The 18,113-nt window shown below is 69.8% G+C and carries 22 protein-coding genes; 12 read left to right on the top strand and 10 right to left on the bottom strand.

Features of this window, described 5'->3' with window-relative positions; translation table 11 throughout:
- The first annotated feature begins 13 nt into the window (after positions 1 to 13).
- Entirely contained in the window at positions 14 to 607 is a 594-nt protein-coding gene (locus K318_RS0108520; protein ID WP_051297720.1) for an RBBP9/YdeN family alpha/beta hydrolase, read from the top strand.
- Between the two features lie 72 nt (positions 608 to 679).
- Here the strand turns inward: K318_RS0108520 and K318_RS20400 are convergent, their stop codons facing one another.
- Complete coding sequence (locus tag K318_RS20400) at positions 680 to 2,152, bottom strand: MFS transporter (protein ID WP_084499881.1); 1,473 nt, start codon at positions 2,150 to 2,152, stop codon at positions 680 to 682.
- A gap of 132 nt (positions 2,153 to 2,284) precedes the next feature.
- Here K318_RS20400 and K318_RS0108510 point away from each other — a divergent pair, with 132 nt between their 5' ends.
- Together K318_RS0108510 and K318_RS0108505 are read left to right on the top strand one after the other, a co-directional pair.
- Positions 2,285 to 3,151, top strand: a complete 867-nt coding sequence (locus tag K318_RS0108510) for a helix-turn-helix transcriptional regulator (RefSeq protein WP_051297719.1) — start codon at positions 2,285 to 2,287, stop codon at positions 3,149 to 3,151.
- Positions 3,152 to 3,190: 39 nt separating this feature from the next.
- Complete coding sequence (locus K318_RS0108505; protein WP_035281146.1) at positions 3,191 to 3,619, top strand: VOC family protein; 429 nt, start codon at positions 3,191 to 3,193, stop codon at positions 3,617 to 3,619.
- 30 nt (positions 3,620 to 3,649) lie between these two features.
- Here K318_RS0108505 and K318_RS0108500 read toward each other — a convergent pair whose 3' ends face one another.
- Complete coding sequence (locus K318_RS0108500) at positions 3,650 to 4,885, bottom strand: MFS transporter (RefSeq protein ID WP_029089186.1); 1,236 nt, start codon at positions 4,883 to 4,885, stop codon at positions 3,650 to 3,652.
- Between the two features lie 210 nt (positions 4,886 to 5,095).
- Here K318_RS0108500 and K318_RS0108495 point away from each other — a divergent pair, with 210 nt between their 5' ends.
- Both K318_RS0108495 and K318_RS0108490 read left to right on the top strand, forming a co-directional pair.
- On the top strand, positions 5,096 to 5,455 hold the full coding sequence (locus K318_RS0108495) for a MerR family transcriptional regulator (protein WP_029089185.1): 360 nt from the start codon (positions 5,096 to 5,098) through the stop codon (positions 5,453 to 5,455).
- 35 nt (positions 5,456 to 5,490) lie between these two features.
- Positions 5,491 to 6,423 (top strand): NADP-dependent oxidoreductase, encoded by a 933-nt coding sequence (locus K318_RS0108490; protein ID WP_029089184.1) that lies wholly within the window; start codon positions 5,491 to 5,493, stop codon positions 6,421 to 6,423.
- A 50-nt stretch (positions 6,424 to 6,473) separates the two neighbouring features.
- Here the strand turns inward: K318_RS0108490 and K318_RS0108485 are convergent, their stop codons facing one another.
- From K318_RS0108485 to K318_RS0108475, 3 genes are all read right to left on the bottom strand, one after another.
- On the bottom strand, positions 6,474 to 6,806 hold the full coding sequence (locus tag K318_RS0108485; protein ID WP_029089183.1) for an ArsR/SmtB family transcription factor: 333 nt from the start codon (positions 6,804 to 6,806) through the stop codon (positions 6,474 to 6,476).
- On the bottom strand, positions 6,803 to 7,276 hold the full coding sequence (locus tag K318_RS0108480; protein ID WP_029089182.1) for an SRPBCC domain-containing protein: 474 nt from the start codon (positions 7,274 to 7,276) through the stop codon (positions 6,803 to 6,805). Before K318_RS0108480 ends, K318_RS0108485 begins: the two co-directional genes overlap by 4 nt.
- A 195-nt stretch (positions 7,277 to 7,471) precedes the next feature.
- Positions 7,472 to 7,807 (bottom strand): YciI family protein, encoded by a 336-nt coding sequence (locus K318_RS0108475; RefSeq protein WP_029089181.1) that lies wholly within the window; start codon positions 7,805 to 7,807, stop codon positions 7,472 to 7,474.
- Between the two features lie 323 nt (positions 7,808 to 8,130).
- Here K318_RS0108475 and K318_RS0108470 point away from each other — a divergent pair, with 323 nt between their 5' ends.
- A complete protein-coding gene (locus tag K318_RS0108470; protein WP_029089180.1) occupies positions 8,131 to 8,601 on the top strand; it encodes a tRNA (cytidine(34)-2'-O)-methyltransferase in 471 nt (156 codons plus the stop codon).
- A gap of 36 nt (positions 8,602 to 8,637) precedes the next feature.
- Positions 8,638 to 9,537 carry a bifunctional hydroxymethylpyrimidine kinase/phosphomethylpyrimidine kinase gene (gene thiD / locus K318_RS0108465; protein ID WP_029089179.1) on the top strand — a complete coding sequence of 300 codons (900 nt, stop codon included), beginning with the start codon at positions 8,638 to 8,640 and terminating at the stop codon, positions 9,535 to 9,537.
- Between the two features lie 75 nt (positions 9,538 to 9,612).
- Here thiD and K318_RS0108460 read toward each other — a convergent pair whose 3' ends face one another.
- On the bottom strand, positions 9,613 to 9,867 hold the full coding sequence (locus K318_RS0108460; protein WP_029089178.1) for a type B 50S ribosomal protein L31: 255 nt from the start codon (positions 9,865 to 9,867) through the stop codon (positions 9,613 to 9,615).
- A gap of 202 nt (positions 9,868 to 10,069) precedes the next feature.
- Between K318_RS0108460 and K318_RS0108455 the strand changes: the two genes are divergently transcribed.
- The 3 genes from K318_RS0108455 to K318_RS0108445 all read left to right on the top strand — a co-directional run bounded on the left by K318_RS0108455 (position 10,070) and on the right by K318_RS0108445 (position 12,432).
- The gene (locus tag K318_RS0108455) at positions 10,070 to 10,633 is read left to right on the top strand and encodes a YbaK/EbsC family protein (protein ID WP_029089177.1); all 564 of its coding nucleotides are present in this window, start codon (positions 10,070 to 10,072) and stop codon (positions 10,631 to 10,633) included.
- Between the two features lie 367 nt (positions 10,634 to 11,000).
- The gene (locus K318_RS0108450) at positions 11,001 to 11,588 is read left to right on the top strand and encodes a hypothetical protein (RefSeq protein ID WP_029089176.1); all 588 of its coding nucleotides are present in this window, start codon (positions 11,001 to 11,003) and stop codon (positions 11,586 to 11,588) included.
- A gap of 367 nt (positions 11,589 to 11,955) precedes the next feature.
- Positions 11,956 to 12,432: a PKD domain-containing protein gene (locus tag K318_RS0108445; RefSeq protein WP_029089175.1), complete on the top strand. Its 477-nt coding sequence runs from the start codon at positions 11,956 to 11,958 to the stop codon at positions 12,430 to 12,432.
- 46 nt (positions 12,433 to 12,478) lie between these two features.
- Here the strand turns inward: K318_RS0108445 and K318_RS0108440 are convergent, their stop codons facing one another.
- Both K318_RS0108440 and pdxR read right to left on the bottom strand, forming a co-directional pair.
- Positions 12,479 to 13,279 (bottom strand): phosphatase, encoded by an 801-nt coding sequence (locus K318_RS0108440; RefSeq protein ID WP_029089174.1) that lies wholly within the window; start codon positions 13,277 to 13,279, stop codon positions 12,479 to 12,481.
- A 4-nt stretch (positions 13,280 to 13,283) separates the two neighbouring features.
- The gene (gene pdxR / locus K318_RS0108435; RefSeq protein ID WP_051297718.1) at positions 13,284 to 14,828 is read right to left on the bottom strand and encodes a MocR-like pyridoxine biosynthesis transcription factor PdxR; all 1,545 of its coding nucleotides are present in this window, start codon (positions 14,826 to 14,828) and stop codon (positions 13,284 to 13,286) included.
- 112 nt (positions 14,829 to 14,940) lie between these two features.
- Here pdxR and K318_RS0108430 point away from each other — a divergent pair, with 112 nt between their 5' ends.
- Positions 14,941 to 15,408, top strand: coding sequence for a GNAT family N-acetyltransferase (locus tag K318_RS0108430; protein ID WP_029089172.1), 468 nt, complete (start codon positions 14,941 to 14,943; stop codon positions 15,406 to 15,408).
- A complete protein-coding gene (locus K318_RS0108425) occupies positions 15,405 to 16,103 on the top strand; it encodes a GNAT family N-acetyltransferase (protein WP_029089171.1) in 699 nt (232 codons plus the stop codon). The genes K318_RS0108430 and K318_RS0108425 overlap by 4 nt, the downstream gene beginning before the upstream one ends.
- Positions 16,104 to 16,124: 21 nt before the next feature.
- Here K318_RS0108425 and K318_RS20395 read toward each other — a convergent pair whose 3' ends face one another.
- Both K318_RS20395 and K318_RS0108415 read right to left on the bottom strand, forming a co-directional pair.
- Complete coding sequence (locus K318_RS20395) at positions 16,125 to 17,333, bottom strand: MFS transporter (protein ID WP_211233305.1); 1,209 nt, start codon at positions 17,331 to 17,333, stop codon at positions 16,125 to 16,127.
- A gap of 140 nt (positions 17,334 to 17,473) precedes the next feature.
- Complete coding sequence (locus K318_RS0108415) at positions 17,474 to 18,076, bottom strand: TetR/AcrR family transcriptional regulator (RefSeq protein ID WP_029089170.1); 603 nt, start codon at positions 18,074 to 18,076, stop codon at positions 17,474 to 17,476.
- Positions 18,077 to 18,113 lie beyond the last annotated feature (37 nt).

Raw genomic sequence — 18,113 nt, 5'->3', positions numbered from 1 at the left:
AGCGTCCTGTGCCATGACACCTGCACCGTCCAGAACCCCACGCACAACGCATCGGCGTGCCGCCATCTTCCACGGCTACGGTGCGACTCCTGCCTACCACTGGTTCGGCTGGCTCGCCCAGCAGCTCGAGGCCGAGGGCATCAGCACCGAGGTCCCCGCCCTGCCCCAGCCGCTCGACCCGCGCCCGGAGCAGTGGGAGAGCTGCGTGCGAGCCGCCCTCGGCGCACCCGATGCACACACGGTTGCGGTTGCGCACAGCCTCGGCTGCCTGTCGCTGCTGCGCTCCCTGCGCTCGCTCTCCCGCGGCTGGCGGCTGGGCGCCCTGGTGCTCGTCTCGGGCTTCACGGATCGGCTCCCCGTCCTCCCCGAGCTTGATGCCTTCATCGGCGAGGGATGCGATGTGTCCGGGCTCACGGAGCGCATCGGGCGGATCGCGGTCATCCGCTCCGACGACGACTCCATCGTGCCGCCCGCACACACCGATCGTCTTGCCGCACGACTCGGCGTTTCAGCGCAGGTGGTGCCCGGGGCGGGGCACTTCCTCGCGGCAGAGGGCATCACGGAGCTGCCTGCCGTCCGCGACGCGATCAGAGCATCGGAGCCGTGACGCCCCGGCGGTCGCGCAGGGCGACCTCCCGGGATCACCGTCCTTCCTCTGCCGCCGAGGCCGCCTCGGCCGTCAGCTGCCCCTCCTGCCCGACGGCTCCTGGTCGGCGGCTCGGGGCAGGCGCAGGAAGATCGCGAGCAGGAGAGCCGCGGCGGCCGCGATGGCCGCATTGGCGCCGATCGCGAGCTGCAGGCCCGACAGCAGCGTCGCGGAGACGACACCGGTGGCGATCGCAGACATGACGGGAGTGCCCAGCGCGATGCCGACCTGCTGGCTCATCGTCACCAGCCCGGTGGCCAGCCCCTGCTCACCGGCGGGAACGCCGGACGTGGAGGCGACGGTGTAGCCGACGATCGCGACGAGGTTCGCGATCCCGCCGGCGAAGGTGAGGATCAGCAGCGGCACCAGCCAGGTGCGGCTGTCGCTCACGAAGGCAAGCGGCAGGGTCGCACCGGCCTGCACGAGCAGGCCGCCGACGATCGCCGTCTTCGCGCTGCTCCTGCCGATGACTCTCGGAGCGAGCAGTCCGCCGAGGACGGTGCCGATCCCGAGCACCCCGAGGATCAGCCCGGCCGTGATCGCGGAGCAGCCGAGCACCTCCTGCAGGTACAGCGTGAGCAGGAAGACGAGCGAGGTGAAGGTGCCGAAGGCGAGCAGGCCGGCGGTGTTGCCCCAGCCGATGCTGCGGCGCTTCAGCAGCGCGGGCGCGACCAGGGGCTCCGCGACGCGGCTCTCGATCTTCAGGAACACGAGGAACAGGAGCAGGGCGGCGAGGATCGGCCCCCAGCTGTCCGGATGCGCCCAGCCGGCATGCCCGGCGGTGTCGATCCCGAACACGAGTGCGACGAGCGCGAGAGTGATGGTCACCGCGCCCGGCACATCGAGCCTCGGGCGCGGCCCGCGGGCGGGTTCGCGGAGGACGAGCGGGGCGAGTGCGATGACCGCGACGGCGACGACGACGTTGAGGAAGAAGGCCCACCGCCACGACACCGCCCCGGTGAGCAGCCCGCCGAGGACGGCGCCCGCGGTGAAGCCTGCGGCCATGAGGGCGCCGTTGAGGCCGAGCGCGCGGGAGCGGGCCGGCCCCTCGGGGAACATCGTCGTCATCAGCGAGAGCGCGGCGGGCGTGACCATCGCGGTGGCGATGCCCTGGCCGAGGCGCGCGGCGATGAGCAGCATCGGCTCGGCGGCGAGGCCGCCGGCGAGCGAGGAGGCGCCGAGGATCACGATCCCGATCAGGAACAGGCGTTTGCGGCCGAACAGGTCGGCGACCCGGCCGAAGAACAGCGTGAACCCGGCCGCGCAGAGCGCGAAGGAGGTGACGATCCACTGCAGTGCGGAGGTGGCGAAGCCGAGCTCCGCGCCGATGTGCGGCAGCGCGACGTTGAGGATGGAGAAGTCGACGGCGAGCGTGAAGTTCGCCGTCAGGAGGACGGCCATGGCGACCTTCTGGAGCGGGGTGAAACCCTGCTCCGAGATCGGCCCGGCGGTGGTGGCGGACGAGGGTGCGGTCTCTGCTGATGAGGTGGTCTCTGCTGTGCCCATGCCGTCCAGCCTCGGACTGCGCGCACCGCAGAGCCAGAACCCCGCGGTGACCGGTCTGCACGTGCCTGGCCTGCGCTTGCCTGGCACTGCCGGGGTCAGGCTCCGCGCACCCCCGTGCGAGACACTGGGTGCATGTCAGCACAGTCCCTGGACACCGACGGCCCGGTCACCGAACTGGGCGAGTTCCTCCGCTCGCGCCGGGACCGCCTCACCCCCGCTGAGGTCGGCATCACCAGCTACGGTCGCCGCCGGGTGCCCGGCCTGCGCCGCGAGGAGCTGGCCCAGCTGGCCGGGGTCTCGGTCACCTACCTGACCCGGCTGGAGCAGGGGCAGTCGCAGAACGCCTCCGATGCGATCATCGACGCGCTCGCCCGCGCGCTCCTGCTCGATGCCGACGAACGAGCCCACCTGTACGCACTCGCCCGTCCGGTGACGGTCCGCCGGCCTCGCACCTCACTGCCGGAGGTCGCAGGGCACGGCGCGGAGCGGCTGCTGCACGCGATGGGCGAGGTGCCGGCGCTGCTGCTGGGCCGGTTCAACGACATCCTCGCCTGGAACCGCGCCGGGCACCTCCTGCTGGCCGGCCACCTCGACTTCGGAGCTCCCGCCCGGGAGGCGGACCGCCCGAACCAGCTGCGGCTGCTGTTCCTCGACGAGCACACCCGCGATCTGCACCGGGACTGGGCGGACGAGGCCGCTCTCGCCGTCGCCTCCCTGCGCTACGTCGCCGCACGCTTCGCCGACGACCGTCGCCTGGCCGAACTGGTCGGGGAGCTGTCGGTGAACAGCCCCGAGTTCGCCCGCCTCTGGGCTGGGCATGATGTGCGCCTGTGCACGAGCGGATCGAAGCGGTTCCGCCATCCCGAGGTCGGCGAGCTCGAGCTCCGCTACGAGGTGCTGCACCTGCCCGAGGGCAACGGGCAGCGCATCCTCACCCACACAGCCGAGCCCGGCAGCGCATCCGCCGCCGCCCTGCGGCTGCTGACGTCGACCGCATAGCAGTTCCACCGGGAGGGGCCGGCTCCTAGACTGGCGGCCATGAGTGCAGAACCCGCATCCCGTGTCATCGGCACCGTCGTGTGCCTCCCTGTGAGCAGCGTGGACACCGCCCTGGAGTTCTACCGGGCCGTGTTCGGCATACCGGGCCTCACGGTGGACGAGGGGATCGTCACCGTCGAGCTGCCGGGACTCTCGCTCTTCCTCATCGAGGAGCGGGCTTTCGAGTCGTACAGCAGGAAGGCGGGCCGCGGCGTCGCATACCCGAGCGCGGCTGCGGGCGTCGGCGTGATCCTCAGCTGCGCCGTCGCGACCCGTCCTGACCTCGACGCCATGTTGGAGACTGCGACCGCTCATGGCGGGGCGATTGCGCAGCAGGGCGCAGTCGATCCGGAGATGGGCCTCTACATGGGGTACCTCCTCGATCCCGATGGGCACCAGTGGGAGCTCGCCCACTCCGGGCAGGGCTGAGGGAGACCCGGCCGGCGCCGCCCGATCGGGTCATCTGACAGCAGCGGTGTCCCGCCGCCCATGAGCTCCACGGCGTGCGGCGATCCGCGCGCTCACGATCAGGACGAGACCGATGAGTGTCAGCCCGGCGCCCGTGAGGGTCGGGCTGTGCAGCCCCCATCCGGCGGAGATGACCGCCCCTGCGAGGCCGACGCCGAGGGTGTTGCCGAGGTTGAACGCGGCGATGTTCGTCGCCGAGGCCAGCGTGGCCGCACCCTGCGCGTGCCGCATCACGCGCGCCTGCAGCCCGGGAACGGTCGCGAAGCCGATCAGACCGAGCATGAACAGCAGGATCGCCACGGGCACCGGCATGCGCGCGACCGCGCCGAGGCCCAGGGTCACGACCGGCAGCAGGATCGCGAGGACCAGCACTGCGGTGTCGGGGTTCCTGTCCGCGGCTCTGCCGCCGAGGATGTTACCGGCGAACAGACCCGCCCCGAAGACAACCAGCAGCCACGGGATCGCTGATGCCGAATAGCCGGTGACCTCGCGCAGCAGCGGCTCGATGTAGGTGAACACGCCGAACATGCCGCCGAACACCAGCGCGGTCGTCAGCAGCGAGGCGAGCACCTGCGGGCGCGCCAGGGCGCGGAACTGCTGGGCGACGGGCAGCCGGTCCTGTTCGGGATCAGTGCGGGGCACCAGTGTGAGCAGACCGGCGAGCGCGAGGACGCCGAGGGCGCTGATGAGCCAGAACACCGTGCGCCAGCCGAGCTGCTGCCCCACGAGTGCACCGGCGGGCACACCGAGGACGTTCGCGATCGTGAGCCCCGCGAACAGGGCCGCCACGGCAGACGCCCTCTTCGATGCGGGCACGAGGGAGGCGGCGAGCACGGCGCCGATGCCGAAATAGCCGCCGTGCGCGAGGGCGGCGACGACCCGTCCGGCGAGCATCACCTCGTACCCGGGCGCCCAGGCCGAGAGCACGTTCCCGATGACGAAGAACCCCAGCAGCATCGTGAGAGCCGTCTTCGGCGGGCGGTGCATGAGCAGCGGCGTGAGGAGGAGTGCTCCCGGAACCACGGCGAGGGCATAGGCGCCGACGAGATGCCCGGCCCGGCTGATCGAGACACCGAGGTCGACGGCGACCTCGGTCAGGAGGCCGGCGATGACGAATTCCGTCAGCCCGATTCCGAATCCGCCCAGGCTGAGCGCGAACAGCGCCGACGACGCTCTGCGCCGCGTCACGGCGGCGGCCCCGGTCGTGGTCTCAACGGTGGTCGTCATCCTGCGTGCTCCTCCATGATCGGGTTTCGCGGAGACCCGCCGCACGCGCTGCGGCCCGGTCACGCATCCACCCTGCGCGGGCCGTGGAGAGACAGCCAGGGCCCTCAGCTGCCTAGCACCGGCAGGGTCAGTCAGGCGGTCGCCCCTCCGCCTGACCGGGTGAGGCCTGCGACGCTAAGCTCTGACATCGGACGGGGAGAGGAGGCGGACATGAGGATCGGCGAGCTGGCCGAGCGATCGGGAGTGAGCATCCGTTCACTGCGGTACTACGAGGAGCAGCATCTGCTCACCCCGGCACGGCTGCCCAGCGGATATCGCGTCTATGACGAGCCCGACGTGCTCCGAGTGCGGCGCATCCAGGTGCTCCTCGCAGCGGGGCTGAGCACTCGCAGGATCGTGCGCGTCCTCCCCTGCCTCACCCAGCACGACGGCGGCCTCGCCCTCTCCTGCGGAGACCTCTACAACGAGCTCGTCGCCGAGCGCGATGAGCTCCTCGCCCGCATGGACGCGCTCCGCGCTTCGGCCGCCGCCCTCGATGCCGTGATCTCCGCGAGCCCGAGGCCGGATTGACCCTCACACCGACGTCAGGCTTTAGCCTCTCGGGCATGAGCACACGCATCACCTACTCCGAATACGGCACCCCCGATGTTCTGCGCGTCGAGGACAGCGCAGCACCCGAGCCCGGCGCGGGCCAGGTGCGGGTGCGCACCGAGATGATCGGGGTGAATCCGATCGACTGGAAACTCCTTGCGGGAGCCTTCGCACACGTCGACCCCGCACCGTTCCCGGGCACGCCCGGATGGGCGGCGACCGGCACCATCGAAGCCGTCGGCGACGGGGTGACCGAGTGCACCGTCGGGCAGCCGGTCATCGTGGACAGTCGCGCCCGGCTGCCCATCACGTCGGGCAGCCGCAGCGGGACCTTCGCAGAGCACGTCGTCACGGAAACCTCCCGGATCGCTCTCCGGCCCGCGGGGATGAGCCTCGAACTGGCCGCTGCTCTGCCGTCCTCAGCAGTCGCGGGCTATTCGATGGTCCAGCATCTCGGCATCACCGGGGAAGACACTCTCCTCGTGTACGGTGCGGCCGGGAGTGTCGGCTCGGCCGCCGCGCAGATCGCCATCGACCGCGGTGCCAGGGTCATCGGCACCGCCTCGCCTCATAACCACGAGTATCTGCGCTCACTCGGGGCTGCCCCTCTCCCCTACGGCGGCGGTCTCATCGACGCCCTCCGCAGTCTGGGTCCATTCACCGCGAGCGCTGATGCGGTCGGCGGCCGCGCCTCGGTCGCCGCGACCCGGGCCGTCCTCGCGCCGGGAGGTCGCGCGGTGACCGCATGGGGCGATCCGCACTCCCAAGCGGCGGGCATCCCGTGGGTGCACCATCCCGACGACGAATTGGAGCAGACCATCGCACTGGCGTCCCGAGGGGCGCTCACGGTCAGGATCAGCGAGACGTTCCCCCTCGCTCACGCGGCTGATGCCCTGCGGCTTTCACACACCGGCCATGCACGCGGCAAGATCCTCCTCGCGCCCTGACCCGGCCTGAGATGCCGGCCCGCCGGCCGCTCGCATCGGCCCATGACCCGTCAGATGCTCTCTGCGATCTGCTTGATCGCAGCCAAGCGGCGATCCCATTCGGCGCCGATGGCCTCAAGGCGGCGAGCGGTGGCGCTGAGCCTTGCCCCGACGACTCGGAACCGCACCTCACGCCCGGCTTCCACCGTCTCGACGAGACCGACCTCATGCAGGACCGCCAGGTGCTTCGCGATCGCCTGCCGGCTGACCGGCAGGCTCCGCGCGAGGGCGGAGGCCGAGGCATCGCCCTCGCCGAGGGTTGTGAGGATGCTCCAGCGGGTCTCCTCACCGAGCGCGTTGCACATGGCGACCAGAGCTCCGTCGAGCACGGTGGACTCGCTCATGCGCTGTTCTCCAGCAGGGCGACGAGCTTGTCGAGCTCCTCGTCCCAGCCGCCGCGATGATCGATCATGAACTGGGTCGGGTCGCCTGTCCGCTCGAAACCCGTCTCGACGACGGTGAGCTGAGTGCCGCCCGAGGTCGCCTCGAGTGTGAAGGCGAAGACCGTCGAGCGCTCCTCATCGGCCGTCTCCGGCAGAGGGTCCTCTTCATTGCACCAGCGATAGGACACCTCCGACGGCGGGTTGTAGGTCTCGACCCTGATCGGCACTCGCCGCTCACCCGGCCAGCCGATCGTGCCGAGGGCTCCGGCGCCGGTGCCTGAGAGGGTGATGCTGCCGAACCACTGTGAGACCAGCTCAGGCTCGGTGACAGTGCGCCAGACCTTCTCCACAGGCGCATTGATGTGGATCGTGCGCCGCACGCTGAAGGCATCGGCGTCGATCATGGCCCGGGGATTCCTGGTGTGCTCCATTGCGGTTCCTCTTCCCTGTGAGGGCGGCGAGTGATCGGCTGCAACTGGTCACCGCCTGAGAGCGCCCCACCGCTCCGCCGACCAGTCAGCGGATCCCGCAAGGTGTGCAACCTTGCGGTTGCAGATAAGTCTGACACAGCCCTCAGGCTTCTGCAACCCTTCTGTTGCAGATCCGACTCCATCCAAGCGGAGAGGCTACTCCCCCTGCTCGATGACCGGCCAGACCTCGACGACGCCGTGCGCGACCGCGCAGGGCGTACCGGTGACGAGATCGGCAGCATGCTCGAGGTCATCCGCTTCGATGATCCCGAAACCCGCGACCGGCAGCTCGGAGCGCATGAACGCCCCCTGCGTGCGCCGTACGCCACGCTCCTCCGTGTTGCTGACCCGCACAGGCTCGCCCGTGTGCCCCATCCGCACGCCGCCCCTGCGCAGCCATTCGTCGTGGTCGTGGGCGCGTCCGCGAACTTCGGGCGGGGTGCGGTTGTATCCGGCCTCATCCCCGTATCCGATTGCGATGAACAGCGGCATAGCGGGCCTCCTTCCGAGAGGGCGCCGGTGAAGACGACGCCGTTGTCATCGGATCGATGGGCGGAGACGATGCGTCTCCGTCGCGCCTGCGCCCCGCGTCCGATGCATCGCAGTGCACAGACCGCAAGAAGTTGTGAACCGCAATCACTTCAAGTGAAGCACAGGCGATGGCAGATCACAATCAGTCGCGAGGGGAAAATCGAGAGGAGCGAGCCGAGAGTCACGCAGCTCATCGACCTCACCAGCGGATCGCACCTGCTCCTTCGAGGACGGCCCCGGTCCCGCGCCACACCGTCCCGCGCTGCGGCTAGGCTTGGACCGCTATGAACGGCCTCGACATCGTCTTCCACACCCCAGAGATCCCCGGCAACACCGGCAACGCCATCCGGCTGGCCGCAGTCACCGGCGCGCATCTGCACCTCGTCGAACCACTGGGCTTCGACCTGTCCGATGCGAAGCTGCGCCGAGCCGGGCTCGACTACCACGACCTCACGCACGTGACGGTCCACCCGGACATCGCGCACGTATGGGAGGCGCTGGGCGACCGCCGGATCATCGCCTTCACCACCCATGCGCAGGACAGCTTCGCCGAGGTGTCCTACGCTCCCGGCGACGTCCTCCTGTTCGGCCGCGAATCGACGGGCCTGCCGGCCGAGGTCGCGGACGACCCTCACGTGGACCTCCGGGTGCGCATCCCCATGCTCCCCTCGCGGCGTTCTCTCAACCTCGCGAACTCCGCCTCCATCGCGGTCTACGAGGCATGGCGCCAGAACGGCTACTCCGGCGGGGCCTGAGCCCGCCCCTCATCTCACCGAAGGAAGGATCCCTCCATGACGACAGCTCCACAGGCAGCCGGCAGCCCGGCTCGCGTCCTCACCATCGCAGGCTCGGATGTCTCCGGCGGCGCGGGTCTGGGCGCGGACCTGAAGATGTTCGATGAGTACGGGGCCTTCGGCGCGGCCGTCGTCACCTGCATCGTCACCTTCGACCCGGAGAACGAGTTCGTCCACGTGGTGCACTTCATCGAGACGGAGGAGATCATCCGCCAGCTCGAATCGACGATGCAGATCCATGAGTTCTCCGCCATCAAGTCCGGCATGCTCGGCTCCGTGGATTCGGCGCTCGAGCTCGCCAGGCGCCTGCGCGAGCAGCACGAACAGGACGATCCGCTGCCCTACGTCTTCGACCCCGTCCTCGTGTGCAAGGGCAGCGGGACCATGGTCGACCTCAAGGACCTCTTCCTCGAGAACCTCGTGCCGCTGGCCACGGTCATCACGCCCAATCTCGAGGAGGCGGCCACGCTCACCGGCATGGAGCCGCTCACCTCGGTCGAGGAGATGATCGAGGCCGCCCGGAGGCTCCGCGCACTGGGGGCAGAGAACGTCGTCGTCAAGGGTGGTGCCCGCCTTGCGGGCGAGGAGGCCGTGGACGTGCTGCTTGAAGGCGAGGCCGGCGGCTCCGGCGAGCGGATCAGCGTGCTCACCTCCCGCAAGACCCACGACAAGCTGGTGAACGGGGCCGGGTGCTCGTTCGCCTCCTCGATCGCGGCGGGCCTCGCCACCGGGCTCTCCGTCGCCGAGGCGGTGCGCACCGCCAAGGAGAAGGTCGCCCACGCGATCGCCGCCTCGCTGCCCAATGCGATCGGCGTGGACTCCCTGTTCCATCCCGCAGCCCGCGTACAGCCTCATCCCGATGTCGAGGTGAGCGTCGAGGTGCTCGAACGCGCCTGAGTGCACCAGAGTGCACAAGAAGGCCCGCCGCACCTGGAGTTCCAGGTGCGGCGGGCCCTCAGCCGCGAGCAGGGATCAGCGCTTGCCGAAGCCCTTGTAGCGGTCCTTGAACTTCTCCACGCGGCCGGCGGAGTCGAGGATGCGCTGCTTGCCCGTGTAGAAAGGGTGCGAGGCGGAGGAGATCTCGACGTCGATGACGGGGTAGGTGCTGCCGTCCTCCCACTCGATGGTCTTCTCGCTTGTCGCGGTGGAGCGGGTGAGGAACTTGGTGCCGGAGGCCAGGTCGTTGAACACGACGGGCTGGTAGTCCGGGTGGATGTCCTTCTTCATGATGATTTCCTTCGCTGTGAATTCTCATCAGGCGCCTGATGCAGCTGCGTGAGCCGCCGGCCAGTGCCCGAATTCCCAATTCGGACCGCGCAGACATGGAGGCCTGATCGTGTGATCGCGCGCGGACCAGCAGACCACTATACCAGCACTGGGGCGCCTCTCCGGACGAGCCGTCGGCACCCGCGCGCAGTACCCTCGGAGCATGAGCCTTCTGCCTTCACACGTCGCCACCGTCAGTCTCGCATCGGCCGCGGAGACGCCCCTGCTCGGGGCACCCGTCGCACAGGCGGCCGCCTCGGGATCAGTCGCCTCCCCCGAAACCGTCGAGGTGTTCGAGATCGACCCCAACCTCGCCGACACCGCCGCGCTCATGGAGGCGTTCGACCTCCCCGCCGAGGCCTCTGCCAACTGCGTCGTGGTCGCCGGCACCCGCGGCGAGGAGGAGCGGATCGCGGCTTGCGTGGTGCTCGCCTCGACGAAGGCGGACGTGAACAAGCGCATTCGCAAGCTCCTCGATGCGCGCAAGGCCTCCTTCCTCCCGATGGACCGCGCAGTCGCGGAGTCCGGGATGGAGTACGGGGGCATCGGCCCCATCGGCCTGCCGGAGAGCTGGCGCCTGCTCGTCGACTCCCGCGTCGTGGAGCAGGAGGCCGTGGTGATCGGCTCGGGCGTCCGCGGTTCGAAGATCATGCTGCCCGGCGCGGTGCTCGCACAGCTCCCCGGCGCCGAGGTGGTCGAGGACCTGGCCGTGGAGGTCACCGGCTGAAGTCCTCACCCCGAGCGGAGGCCGCCGGGCCGGCAGGGCCGCCCCCTCACTCCCCTCCCCTGGTAAAAGCGGGAATCTTCGGACTCTTGTCCACAGATCAGCACTTCGGTCTTCCGGGAACCGAGGGGGCGCACTATGTTGAATCTCGGTGGCCCGAGATCACAATGAGGTGAGAGGCATGAGCGGAGCCCGAGGGGATGGGCACGCCCGGAGGAGCCCGGAAGCACCCAGAACTCCGCCTGCGCGGCGTGAGCGGCAAGTCCAAGGAGCCGCACAGCCTCCGAGGCCGAGGCACGCCCCGGAGACGGCGCGAACTCCAATCATGAGGGAGGCTCCGCGAGCGCGGCGGGCGGCAGCTCTTCTGAGTGTGCTCACACTCGCGCTCACCACCGCGACAGCCTGCACGGGCGACCCCGAGGCACCGGCCACCGTCGGCCCCACAGCCGGACCCGGCCCGGAGCCGAGCTACGAGCCGAGCACCTTCCCCTACGAGAGCACCGTGGAACTCACCGACGCCGACCGTGAGCAGATCGACGAGCTCCTCCTGCTGATCGACGAGTACACGGAGTACACGTCGGGGAGCACTGAGTATCACAGTAGTGGTGTCCAGAAGTTAGAGCCACACCTTGCAAAAGACTTATTTAAAGACCTTAAGTCTCACCAGAAGGAAATGATAGACAAAGGCCATGGAGCAATCGGCGAAGTGGTAATAAGCACCTCATTGATTGACAGGTACTCTGCGAGTAAAGATGCTGAAATATGGGTCTGCTTCGACTATTCGAACTACCGCAGAGAGAGCGACATGCAAAGCTCTTCGGCCACGCAAGGCACAGGCCACCAAGAGCGCCTTCATCTATACACCGTCAATATGATTGATGATAATTGGGTCATACAAAGTGACTCATTTTACGACTCAACCTGCAATGAAATCAGACTGGAGACCAGCGATGAGTAAGTTAGCTTCGCTAGTACTCTTGATCGCGGTCCTAACGTCACCTGCTGGTTCTTCGAATTCGATGATAAAATCAACTGCCGGTTGCTATCACGATGGGGCTTCTATTAAATGCGAACGCGAGCGCCCGGGTACGCCGCCCGAGCGCGATAGGAGTCCCGACCGCGGACCGCGGCAGGACGGGGGCGGCGGAGGCAATCGCGACCGTGATCGCGGAGGCGGTGGAGGCGGCCAGCCGCACAGGCCCTGGCAGCCGGAATACCCGCGGTGGGGGCCGCGATGCGATTTCGGTGCGCCATGCGGTGCGCCTCCTCCCCGCGACGACCGTCCGCGCATTCCCACCGTGCCCGACGGCCCGGCCCCTGAACCGATGCCGCCGCCGATTCCGGACGAATCCGACTTCGCCTCGTTCCCCATCCCACCCTCCATCGCCCATGCGCTGCCGCACGACTGGACGGTCACCGGGAAGAAGACGGCGTTCTGGGCGGAATCGGGGGTCAAGGTGTTCGATGCCGAACTCCTCGGATTCCCCCTGCGAGTGCGCGCCACTCCCATTGAGTTCCTGTGGGATTTCGGCGACGGGTCAGGCGACAGGACCGCAGATCCCGGGCGCGAGCCTCGGCGCCCGGCGGACGGAAGCGTCACGCACGCCTACGGCGCGAAGGGCGAGCGCAGCGTCACCCTCACCACCGTCTACACCGGCGAGTACAACTACGGGGACGGCTGGAACCCCATCGCCGGAACCGCCTCGGTCGCGAGCGATGCGCTCCCCATGACGGTGTACCGCTTCCACAAGTACCGCGTGGGCGACGACTGCCGTGCGAACCCGCACGGTCCGGACTGCTGACGCTCCCGCGCGGGTGCCGCGCCGAACCCGCCTCGCCGGACGCCTCTCACCGCAGCAGGTAGTCGAGCATGGGCCCGTACAGCTGCGGAACCACATCATCGTCGAGCGGCACGGAGACCTCGACCTGGCCCTGGGCCTCGGCGACGAACAGCGCGGGATCGTTGCAGTCGGCGTAGCCCACGGTCCGCACGCCCCGGGAGCCCGCGGCGCCCGCCCAGCCGTGATCGGCCACCACGAGGTCCGGCTGCGGGGCCCCTGCGGCCTCGAGCGCATCGAGCAGGGCGTGCATGGGTTCGGCCAGGTGCGTGTGCGGCACACCGCCGTGCTGGTGCCACACGTGCACGCGCCCCAGCCGCCTCACGTCCCCGCCGACCGGCGCGGGCACCGGAATCCGCAGCGTCGCGGGATCGGCGGCGCACGCCTCACCGGCCACCACCTCGGCGCCGCGCTCCTGCGCCCACTCAGCGACGGCCTCGTGGACGGGCAGCAGCCCCGCGGGATGCCCCGATGCGAACAGGATCCGCCCGCCCGCGGTGACCGTCTCCTCCAGCACCGCGCGCATGCGGTCCAGCGCCGCGATGCACTTCTCCGCCGAGATCGTGTCCACGCCCTCCGCGAAGGCCGGGTCCGGGCGCAGCCCCACGCGCTCGACCATGAGCGCGAAGACGGACTCGTAGTCCCAGTCGCGCTCCAGTCGCACTCCGAAGTCGAACTGCCTCTCCTGCGAGAGGAAGCGGTGGATGTGCGCGAGGTTTCCCTCCCGCGGTGTCGCGACCTCTCCTGTGATGCGTGCGGCGTCGAGATGCGCGGCCAGCTGCGCGCGCCGGTCCTGGATGTCCTGCGTCATGGGTTCATTCTCCCATCGCATCGGCGCACACCCGTTCCGTCAGCACCGCACGGACGGTCCTGAGCGCAGAGCGGAGCTGAAGATCGGCTGGAGCGCCGTAGCCGAGGACGATGCCGTTCCGCTCGGCCCCGCCCGGACCGTGGTAGTGCGGGCTCAGTGCCGTGACCGCGATGCCCCTGGCTGCGAGGACCGCGACGACGTCCTCGTCAGCGGGCCCCTCCCCCCGCCAGGACAGCGCGGCGTGCAGGCCGCCGTCGAGGCCGTCGATCCGCACGTGCGGCGCAAGGCCGGCCGTCGCCTCGCGGACCAGCCCGCGCCGATGCGCGTACTCACGGCCCACCCGGGCCAGATGGCGCCGGAGGCCCCCGGTGCGCAGGAACTCCCCCAGCGCGGCCTGCAGCGCACCGGAGACCGGCTGGCCGAGGGCATCGCGCACATCGAGGATGCGCTCCCGCAGAACGGGGTCCGGGACGAGGAGGTAACCGCACCGCAGCCACGGCGAGAGCGTCTTCGAGAAGCTGCCGACGAGCACGGCCGTCTGCTCCCGGTCGAGGGAGGAGATCGCCGGCAGCGGCGGTGCGCCGTGCCGGAACTCGCTGTCGTAGTCGTCCTCGATGATGAGCGCACCGGCCGTCCGCGCCCACTCCAGCATCTCCAGCCGTGCGGCGACCGGGAGCCTGCCGCCGAGCGGGTACTGGTGGCTGGGCGTGACGAGAACCGCGTCGATGGGACCCGACGCGTCCGAGAGCGCGGCGACGTCCATCCCGCCGTCGCGCACCCGGACGGGCACGGGGACGGCTCCGAGCCGGCTCATCACCCTGCGGGACGCCCGGTGGCCCGGATTCTCCGTCGCGATCCGCACCTCGCCTCGACTCCCGGCGCGCAGAGCGTGCACGAGGAGCCCGAGCCCGTCGCTCGTGCCCGCCGTCGCCACGATGTCCTCCGGTTCGCAGCGCACTCCACGGGAGGCGCGGAGGTGCGCTGCGACCTGTGCACGCAAACCGGGCTCCCCCGCCGGATCCGGTTCACGGACCGGGAGCCCCTGACCGTTCGTCCTCCGCCGGGCGGCCGCCCATTCGCGGTTCGTGGCGACGCTGCTCGCCGGCAGCCCCGGTGACAGGTCCCAGTGTGGAGCCGCCCCCTGCGCTCGTCCTGTGTCGCCTGCCCCGACCTCAGCGGCCGGTGCCGGCGTCCGGCGGGGCGGTTCTCGGCGAATCGGGTCGCCATGGGACGGCGCGCCCGGCCCCGCAGCATCCGTCCCCGCAGCATCCGTCCCCGCAGCGGGCAGACCGGCGGTGACGAAGGTGCCGGAGCCGGGCACGATGGTCACATACCCCTCTCCGGCGAGCTCCTCGTAGGCCGCTACGGCCGTGCCCCGCGAGACCCCGGCGGCGGTCGCGAGGGAGCGCGTTGACGGCAGCGGCTCAGCAGCTTCGACCTGGCCGGCCAGGATCGCGGCGCGCAGCTGCTCGACCAGATGCTCGCGGGCACCGATGCCCGGGGAGCGTTCGGCATCGAGCACGAGATCCATCGGGAAGGGGTGGCGCATAGGGGCATCATACTGGTCCAATGAGTTCCGAGTTTTCCGGCACTGCAGGGGTCCGGAATCAGCCGTAGCGTTGAGCGCACGGACACCCCCGCCTCCCGGAAAGGCCCTGCCCATGACGCTCACCGCTCCCCTGCACGTCCGCCCGCTCACCGCCTCCGATGAACCGCGCTGGAGGGAGCTGTTCCGCGGATACCGCGCGTTCTACCTCCTGCCCGAGTCGGAGGAGGTCGTCTCACGGGTGTGGGACTGGCTCATGGACCCGGCGCACGAATGCGAGGGACTCGTGGCCGAAGGGCCGGACGGGATCACGGCCATCGGCCACCACCGGCGCTTCGCACGGCCCTCGACCGGCACCGTCGGCATCTGGCTCGACGACCTCTTCACCGCGCCCGAGGCGAGGGGCCGGGGAGCGGGCCGCGCGATCATCGCGCACCTCACCGCCCTCGCTTCTGCCGAGGACAGCTCGGTGGTCAGGTGGATCACGGCGGCGGACAACCGGCAGGCGCAGGCCCTCTACGACCGGGTCGCCGCACGCACCGACTGGGTCACCTATGATGCCCGCCCCGAGGGGGAGGCGTGACCGCCCAGAACGAGCACGGACAGCCGATCGGCCGCGCGCTCCCCGGCTGGAGCGGGGTGCCGAGACCGGAGGCGATGCGACTTCCCGGACGATACTGCTCACTCGAGCGCCTCGATCCCGGGCGGCATACCGGGGACCTCTTCGCCGCTTACGCCGCAGCCGCGGACGACCGGGACTGGACCTACCTGCCCTTCGGCCCCTTCCCCTCCCTCCCGGCCTACCGCGCCTGGGCGGAGGCCGCCGCGGAGAGCGAGGACCCCCGCCACTATGCGGTGGTCGAGAACGGCACGGGCAGGGCCCTCGGCACGCTCTCCCTCATGCGGCACGACCCAGCAGGCGGCGTCATCGAGGTCGGCAATGTGGTCTTCTCCCGTGCGCTGCAGCGCACCCCGGCCTCGACCGAGGCGCAGTACCTGCTCATGCGCCATGCCTTCGACGACCTGGGGTACCGCCGGTACGAGTGGAAGTGCGACAGCCTCAACACGCCCTCGCGCAGGGCCGCGGTGCGGCTGGGCTTCACCTACGAGGGCACGTTCCGCCAGGCGGTCGTGTACCGGGAGCGCAACCGGGACACTGCCTGGTACTCGATCATCGACGGCGAATGGCCGGCGCGGCGTGCGGCGTTCGAGGAGTGGCTCGCTCCCTCCAATTTCACCGCGGAGGGCGAACAGATCACGCCCCTGCGGCCCGTGTGAGCATGCGGTCCGCTCACTGCCTCATCGCAGACCACGACGCAGATGGGCGCTTCCCAGAGCAGGCAGGATCGTGACGAGCGCGAGCACTGCCAGGCCGATGCCGAGGACCACCGGGGCGCGCAGACCGCCGAGGGGGATGAGCGCCGAGCCGGCGGCGGAGCCGATCATGACGCCGAGGGTGATGAAGGAGCCGTGAATCGTGTTCACGAGGGGTGCCGTGCTCCCGGCGCGCTGGATGCGCACCGCCATCGTGGGATTCATGGTGACTCCGACGAGGCCGATGCCGAGCATGAACGCGAGCGCGAGCGGAGGCAGCCCGGCGAACAGCGCGAAGCCGGTGAGGAAGAGCGCGTTGAGTCCGGTGCCAATGAGCAGGGTGGAGACGGTGTGCCGGTCCGCGAGGCGCCCCACGACGACATTGCCCAGCAGGGTCGCAGCGCCGTAGGCGAGCAGGAGGACCGGGACGGTGCCCGCGGAGAACCCGGTGACCTCGGTGAGGATCGGGGTGAGGAAGCTGAACGCGGAGAACGTCGCGCCGATGATCAGGGTGCTGGAGGCGAGCGCGAGCAGGAACTGCGGCCGACGGAGCACCGCGAGTTCCGTGCGGACGGGGGCAGGCGCCTCGGCGCCCTCCCCTGCCTGCGGGGCCGGGCTGCGCACGACGGCGAGCGTGAGCGCGGCCGCGATCAGGGTGAGCGCGGAGATCGCCCAGAACGCGGACTGCCATCCGAACCGGCCGCCGATGAACGTCGCGAAGGGCAGGCCCAGCAGGGTTCCCAGCATCAGCCCGTTCATGACGACCGCGACCGCCCGGCCGCGCACGTGCTCGTCCACGAGCCGGACGGCCATCGAGACCGCGATGCCGAAGAACGCCTGTGAGGCGGCGCCGCTGAGGATCCGGGCGAGCACCATCATCGGATACCCGGTCGCGAGGGCGGCGAGGACATTGCCGGAGAGGAAGAGCGCGAAGACGAGGAGGAGCGCGATGCGCGGCGGGACGCGGAGCAGGGCGAGGGTGAGCGGCGGGCCGCCGAGGGCCATCGCAGCGGCGAAGATCGTCACGAGGTAGCCGATCTGCGGAATTCCGGTGCCGAGGCCCTCGGCGAGCTGGGGCATGAGACCCGCGACGGTGAACTCGCTGGTCACCATCGCGAACACGCCTGCGGCGAGGACGTACACCGCCGGCGGGATGGTGCTCTTCGCCGTCGGTGCGGGTCCTGCTGTGCGCATGGGCACACCTTTCTGTACTTAATTATCCAAATTGAGGGCATGATGGGGTCAGGGTGGTTCGGGGAGCAGAGGGTCAGGCCGGGCAGAGCCGCCGGTCGAGCGGAGCTGTCAGTCCGGCAGTCATCAGTCCGGCCGAGCTGTCAGCCCAGCAGGGAGGACAGTCCGGCGAAGGCGGTGCGCCGCAGAGTCTCGGCATCCGCCCCGGTCTGCGCCGTCACGCGGAGGCCGGAGATCACGGTGGTGACGAGCACGGCGCCCTCGTTCGGGTCCACGCGCGCGGGGATCGAACCATCGCTCCGTCCGGTACGGATCGCACCGGACAGGAGCGCGAGCCTCTCGCGCAGATCGCGGTCGAGAATCCGTGCGATGCGCTCATCGCGCTCGCGCAGATCGGGGCTCATGAGGCTCTGCACGACCATGCATCCGGCCGCATGACCGCCGCCCGCGGCGCGCAGCTCCTCGTTCACGATGACGTCGATGAGGGCGCGCAGTCTCTCTGCACCCGAAAGCGCCGCATCGGTGAGGATCGCACTCTGGCGAGCCCCGGTCGTCGCGACATAGCGCTCAAGGGCCCGCACGAAGAGCTCATCCTTGGAGACGAAGGCGTTGTAGAGGCTGCTGCGCCGCACGCCGGCGGCCGCGCAGAGCTGCTCGGTCGAGGTCTCGGCGAAGCCGTGGACACGGAACTCACCTGCCGCCGCATCGAGCACGGCGGTCTCATCGAAGCTGCGTGGTCGGGCCATGCGGACACTCTACAGCATTATGGACTTCATGATCCAA

Origin of the sequence: Brevibacterium album DSM 18261 (assembly GCF_000426445.1) — a bacterium.
Lineage (GTDB): Bacteria > Actinomycetota > Actinomycetes > Actinomycetales > Brevibacteriaceae > Brevibacterium > Brevibacterium album.
Note: the sequence above shows the minus strand (reverse complement) of the source record. Positions and strands in the feature narration are given on the sequence as shown.

Bases quoted from the DNA above. Each gene is read 5' to 3' on its own strand.
- K318_RS0108460 (WP_029089178.1), bottom strand. From the start codon at position 9,867: ATGAAGAAGGACATCCACCCGGACTACCAGCCCGTCGTGTTCAACGAC.
- K318_RS0108445 (WP_029089175.1), top strand. From the start codon at position 11,956: ATGCCGCCGCCGATTCCGGACGAATCCGACTTCGCCTCGTTCCCCATC.
- K318_RS0108500 (WP_029089186.1), bottom strand. From the start codon at position 4,885: ATGACGACCACCGTTGAGACCACGACCGGGGCCGCCGCCGTGACGCGG.
- K318_RS20395 (WP_211233305.1), bottom strand. From the start codon at position 17,333: ATGCGCACAGCAGGACCCGCACCGACGGCGAAGAGCACCATCCCGCCG.
- K318_RS0108490 (WP_029089184.1), top strand. From the start codon at position 5,491: ATGAGCACACGCATCACCTACTCCGAATACGGCACCCCCGATGTTCTG.
- K318_RS0108505 (WP_035281146.1), top strand. From the start codon at position 3,191: ATGAGTGCAGAACCCGCATCCCGTGTCATCGGCACCGTCGTGTGCCTC.
- K318_RS20400 (WP_084499881.1), bottom strand. From the start codon at position 2,152: ATGGGCACAGCAGAGACCACCTCATCAGCAGAGACCGCACCCTCGTCC.
- thiD (WP_029089179.1), top strand. From the start codon at position 8,638: ATGACGACAGCTCCACAGGCAGCCGGCAGCCCGGCTCGCGTCCTCACC.
- K318_RS0108480 (WP_029089182.1), bottom strand. From the start codon at position 7,276: ATGGAGCACACCAGGAATCCCCGGGCCATGATCGACGCCGATGCCTTC.
- K318_RS0108430 (WP_029089172.1), top strand. From the start codon at position 14,941: ATGACGCTCACCGCTCCCCTGCACGTCCGCCCGCTCACCGCCTCCGAT.
- K318_RS0108415 (WP_029089170.1), bottom strand. From the start codon at position 18,076: ATGGCCCGACCACGCAGCTTCGATGAGACCGCCGTGCTCGATGCGGCG.
- K318_RS0108495 (WP_029089185.1), top strand. From the start codon at position 5,096: ATGAGGATCGGCGAGCTGGCCGAGCGATCGGGAGTGAGCATCCGTTCA.
- K318_RS0108510 (WP_051297719.1), top strand. From the start codon at position 2,285: ATGTCAGCACAGTCCCTGGACACCGACGGCCCGGTCACCGAACTGGGC.
- K318_RS0108470 (WP_029089180.1), top strand. From the start codon at position 8,131: ATGAACGGCCTCGACATCGTCTTCCACACCCCAGAGATCCCCGGCAAC.
- K318_RS0108455 (WP_029089177.1), top strand. From the start codon at position 10,070: ATGAGCCTTCTGCCTTCACACGTCGCCACCGTCAGTCTCGCATCGGCC.
- pdxR (WP_051297718.1), bottom strand. From the start codon at position 14,828: ATGCGCCACCCCTTCCCGATGGATCTCGTGCTCGATGCCGAACGCTCC.
- K318_RS0108520 (WP_051297720.1), top strand. From the start codon at position 14: ATGACACCTGCACCGTCCAGAACCCCACGCACAACGCATCGGCGTGCC.
- K318_RS0108440 (WP_029089174.1), bottom strand. From the start codon at position 13,279: ATGACGCAGGACATCCAGGACCGGCGCGCGCAGCTGGCCGCGCATCTC.
- K318_RS0108475 (WP_029089181.1), bottom strand. From the start codon at position 7,807: ATGCCGCTGTTCATCGCAATCGGATACGGGGATGAGGCCGGATACAAC.
- K318_RS0108485 (WP_029089183.1), bottom strand. From the start codon at position 6,806: ATGAGCGAGTCCACCGTGCTCGACGGAGCTCTGGTCGCCATGTGCAAC.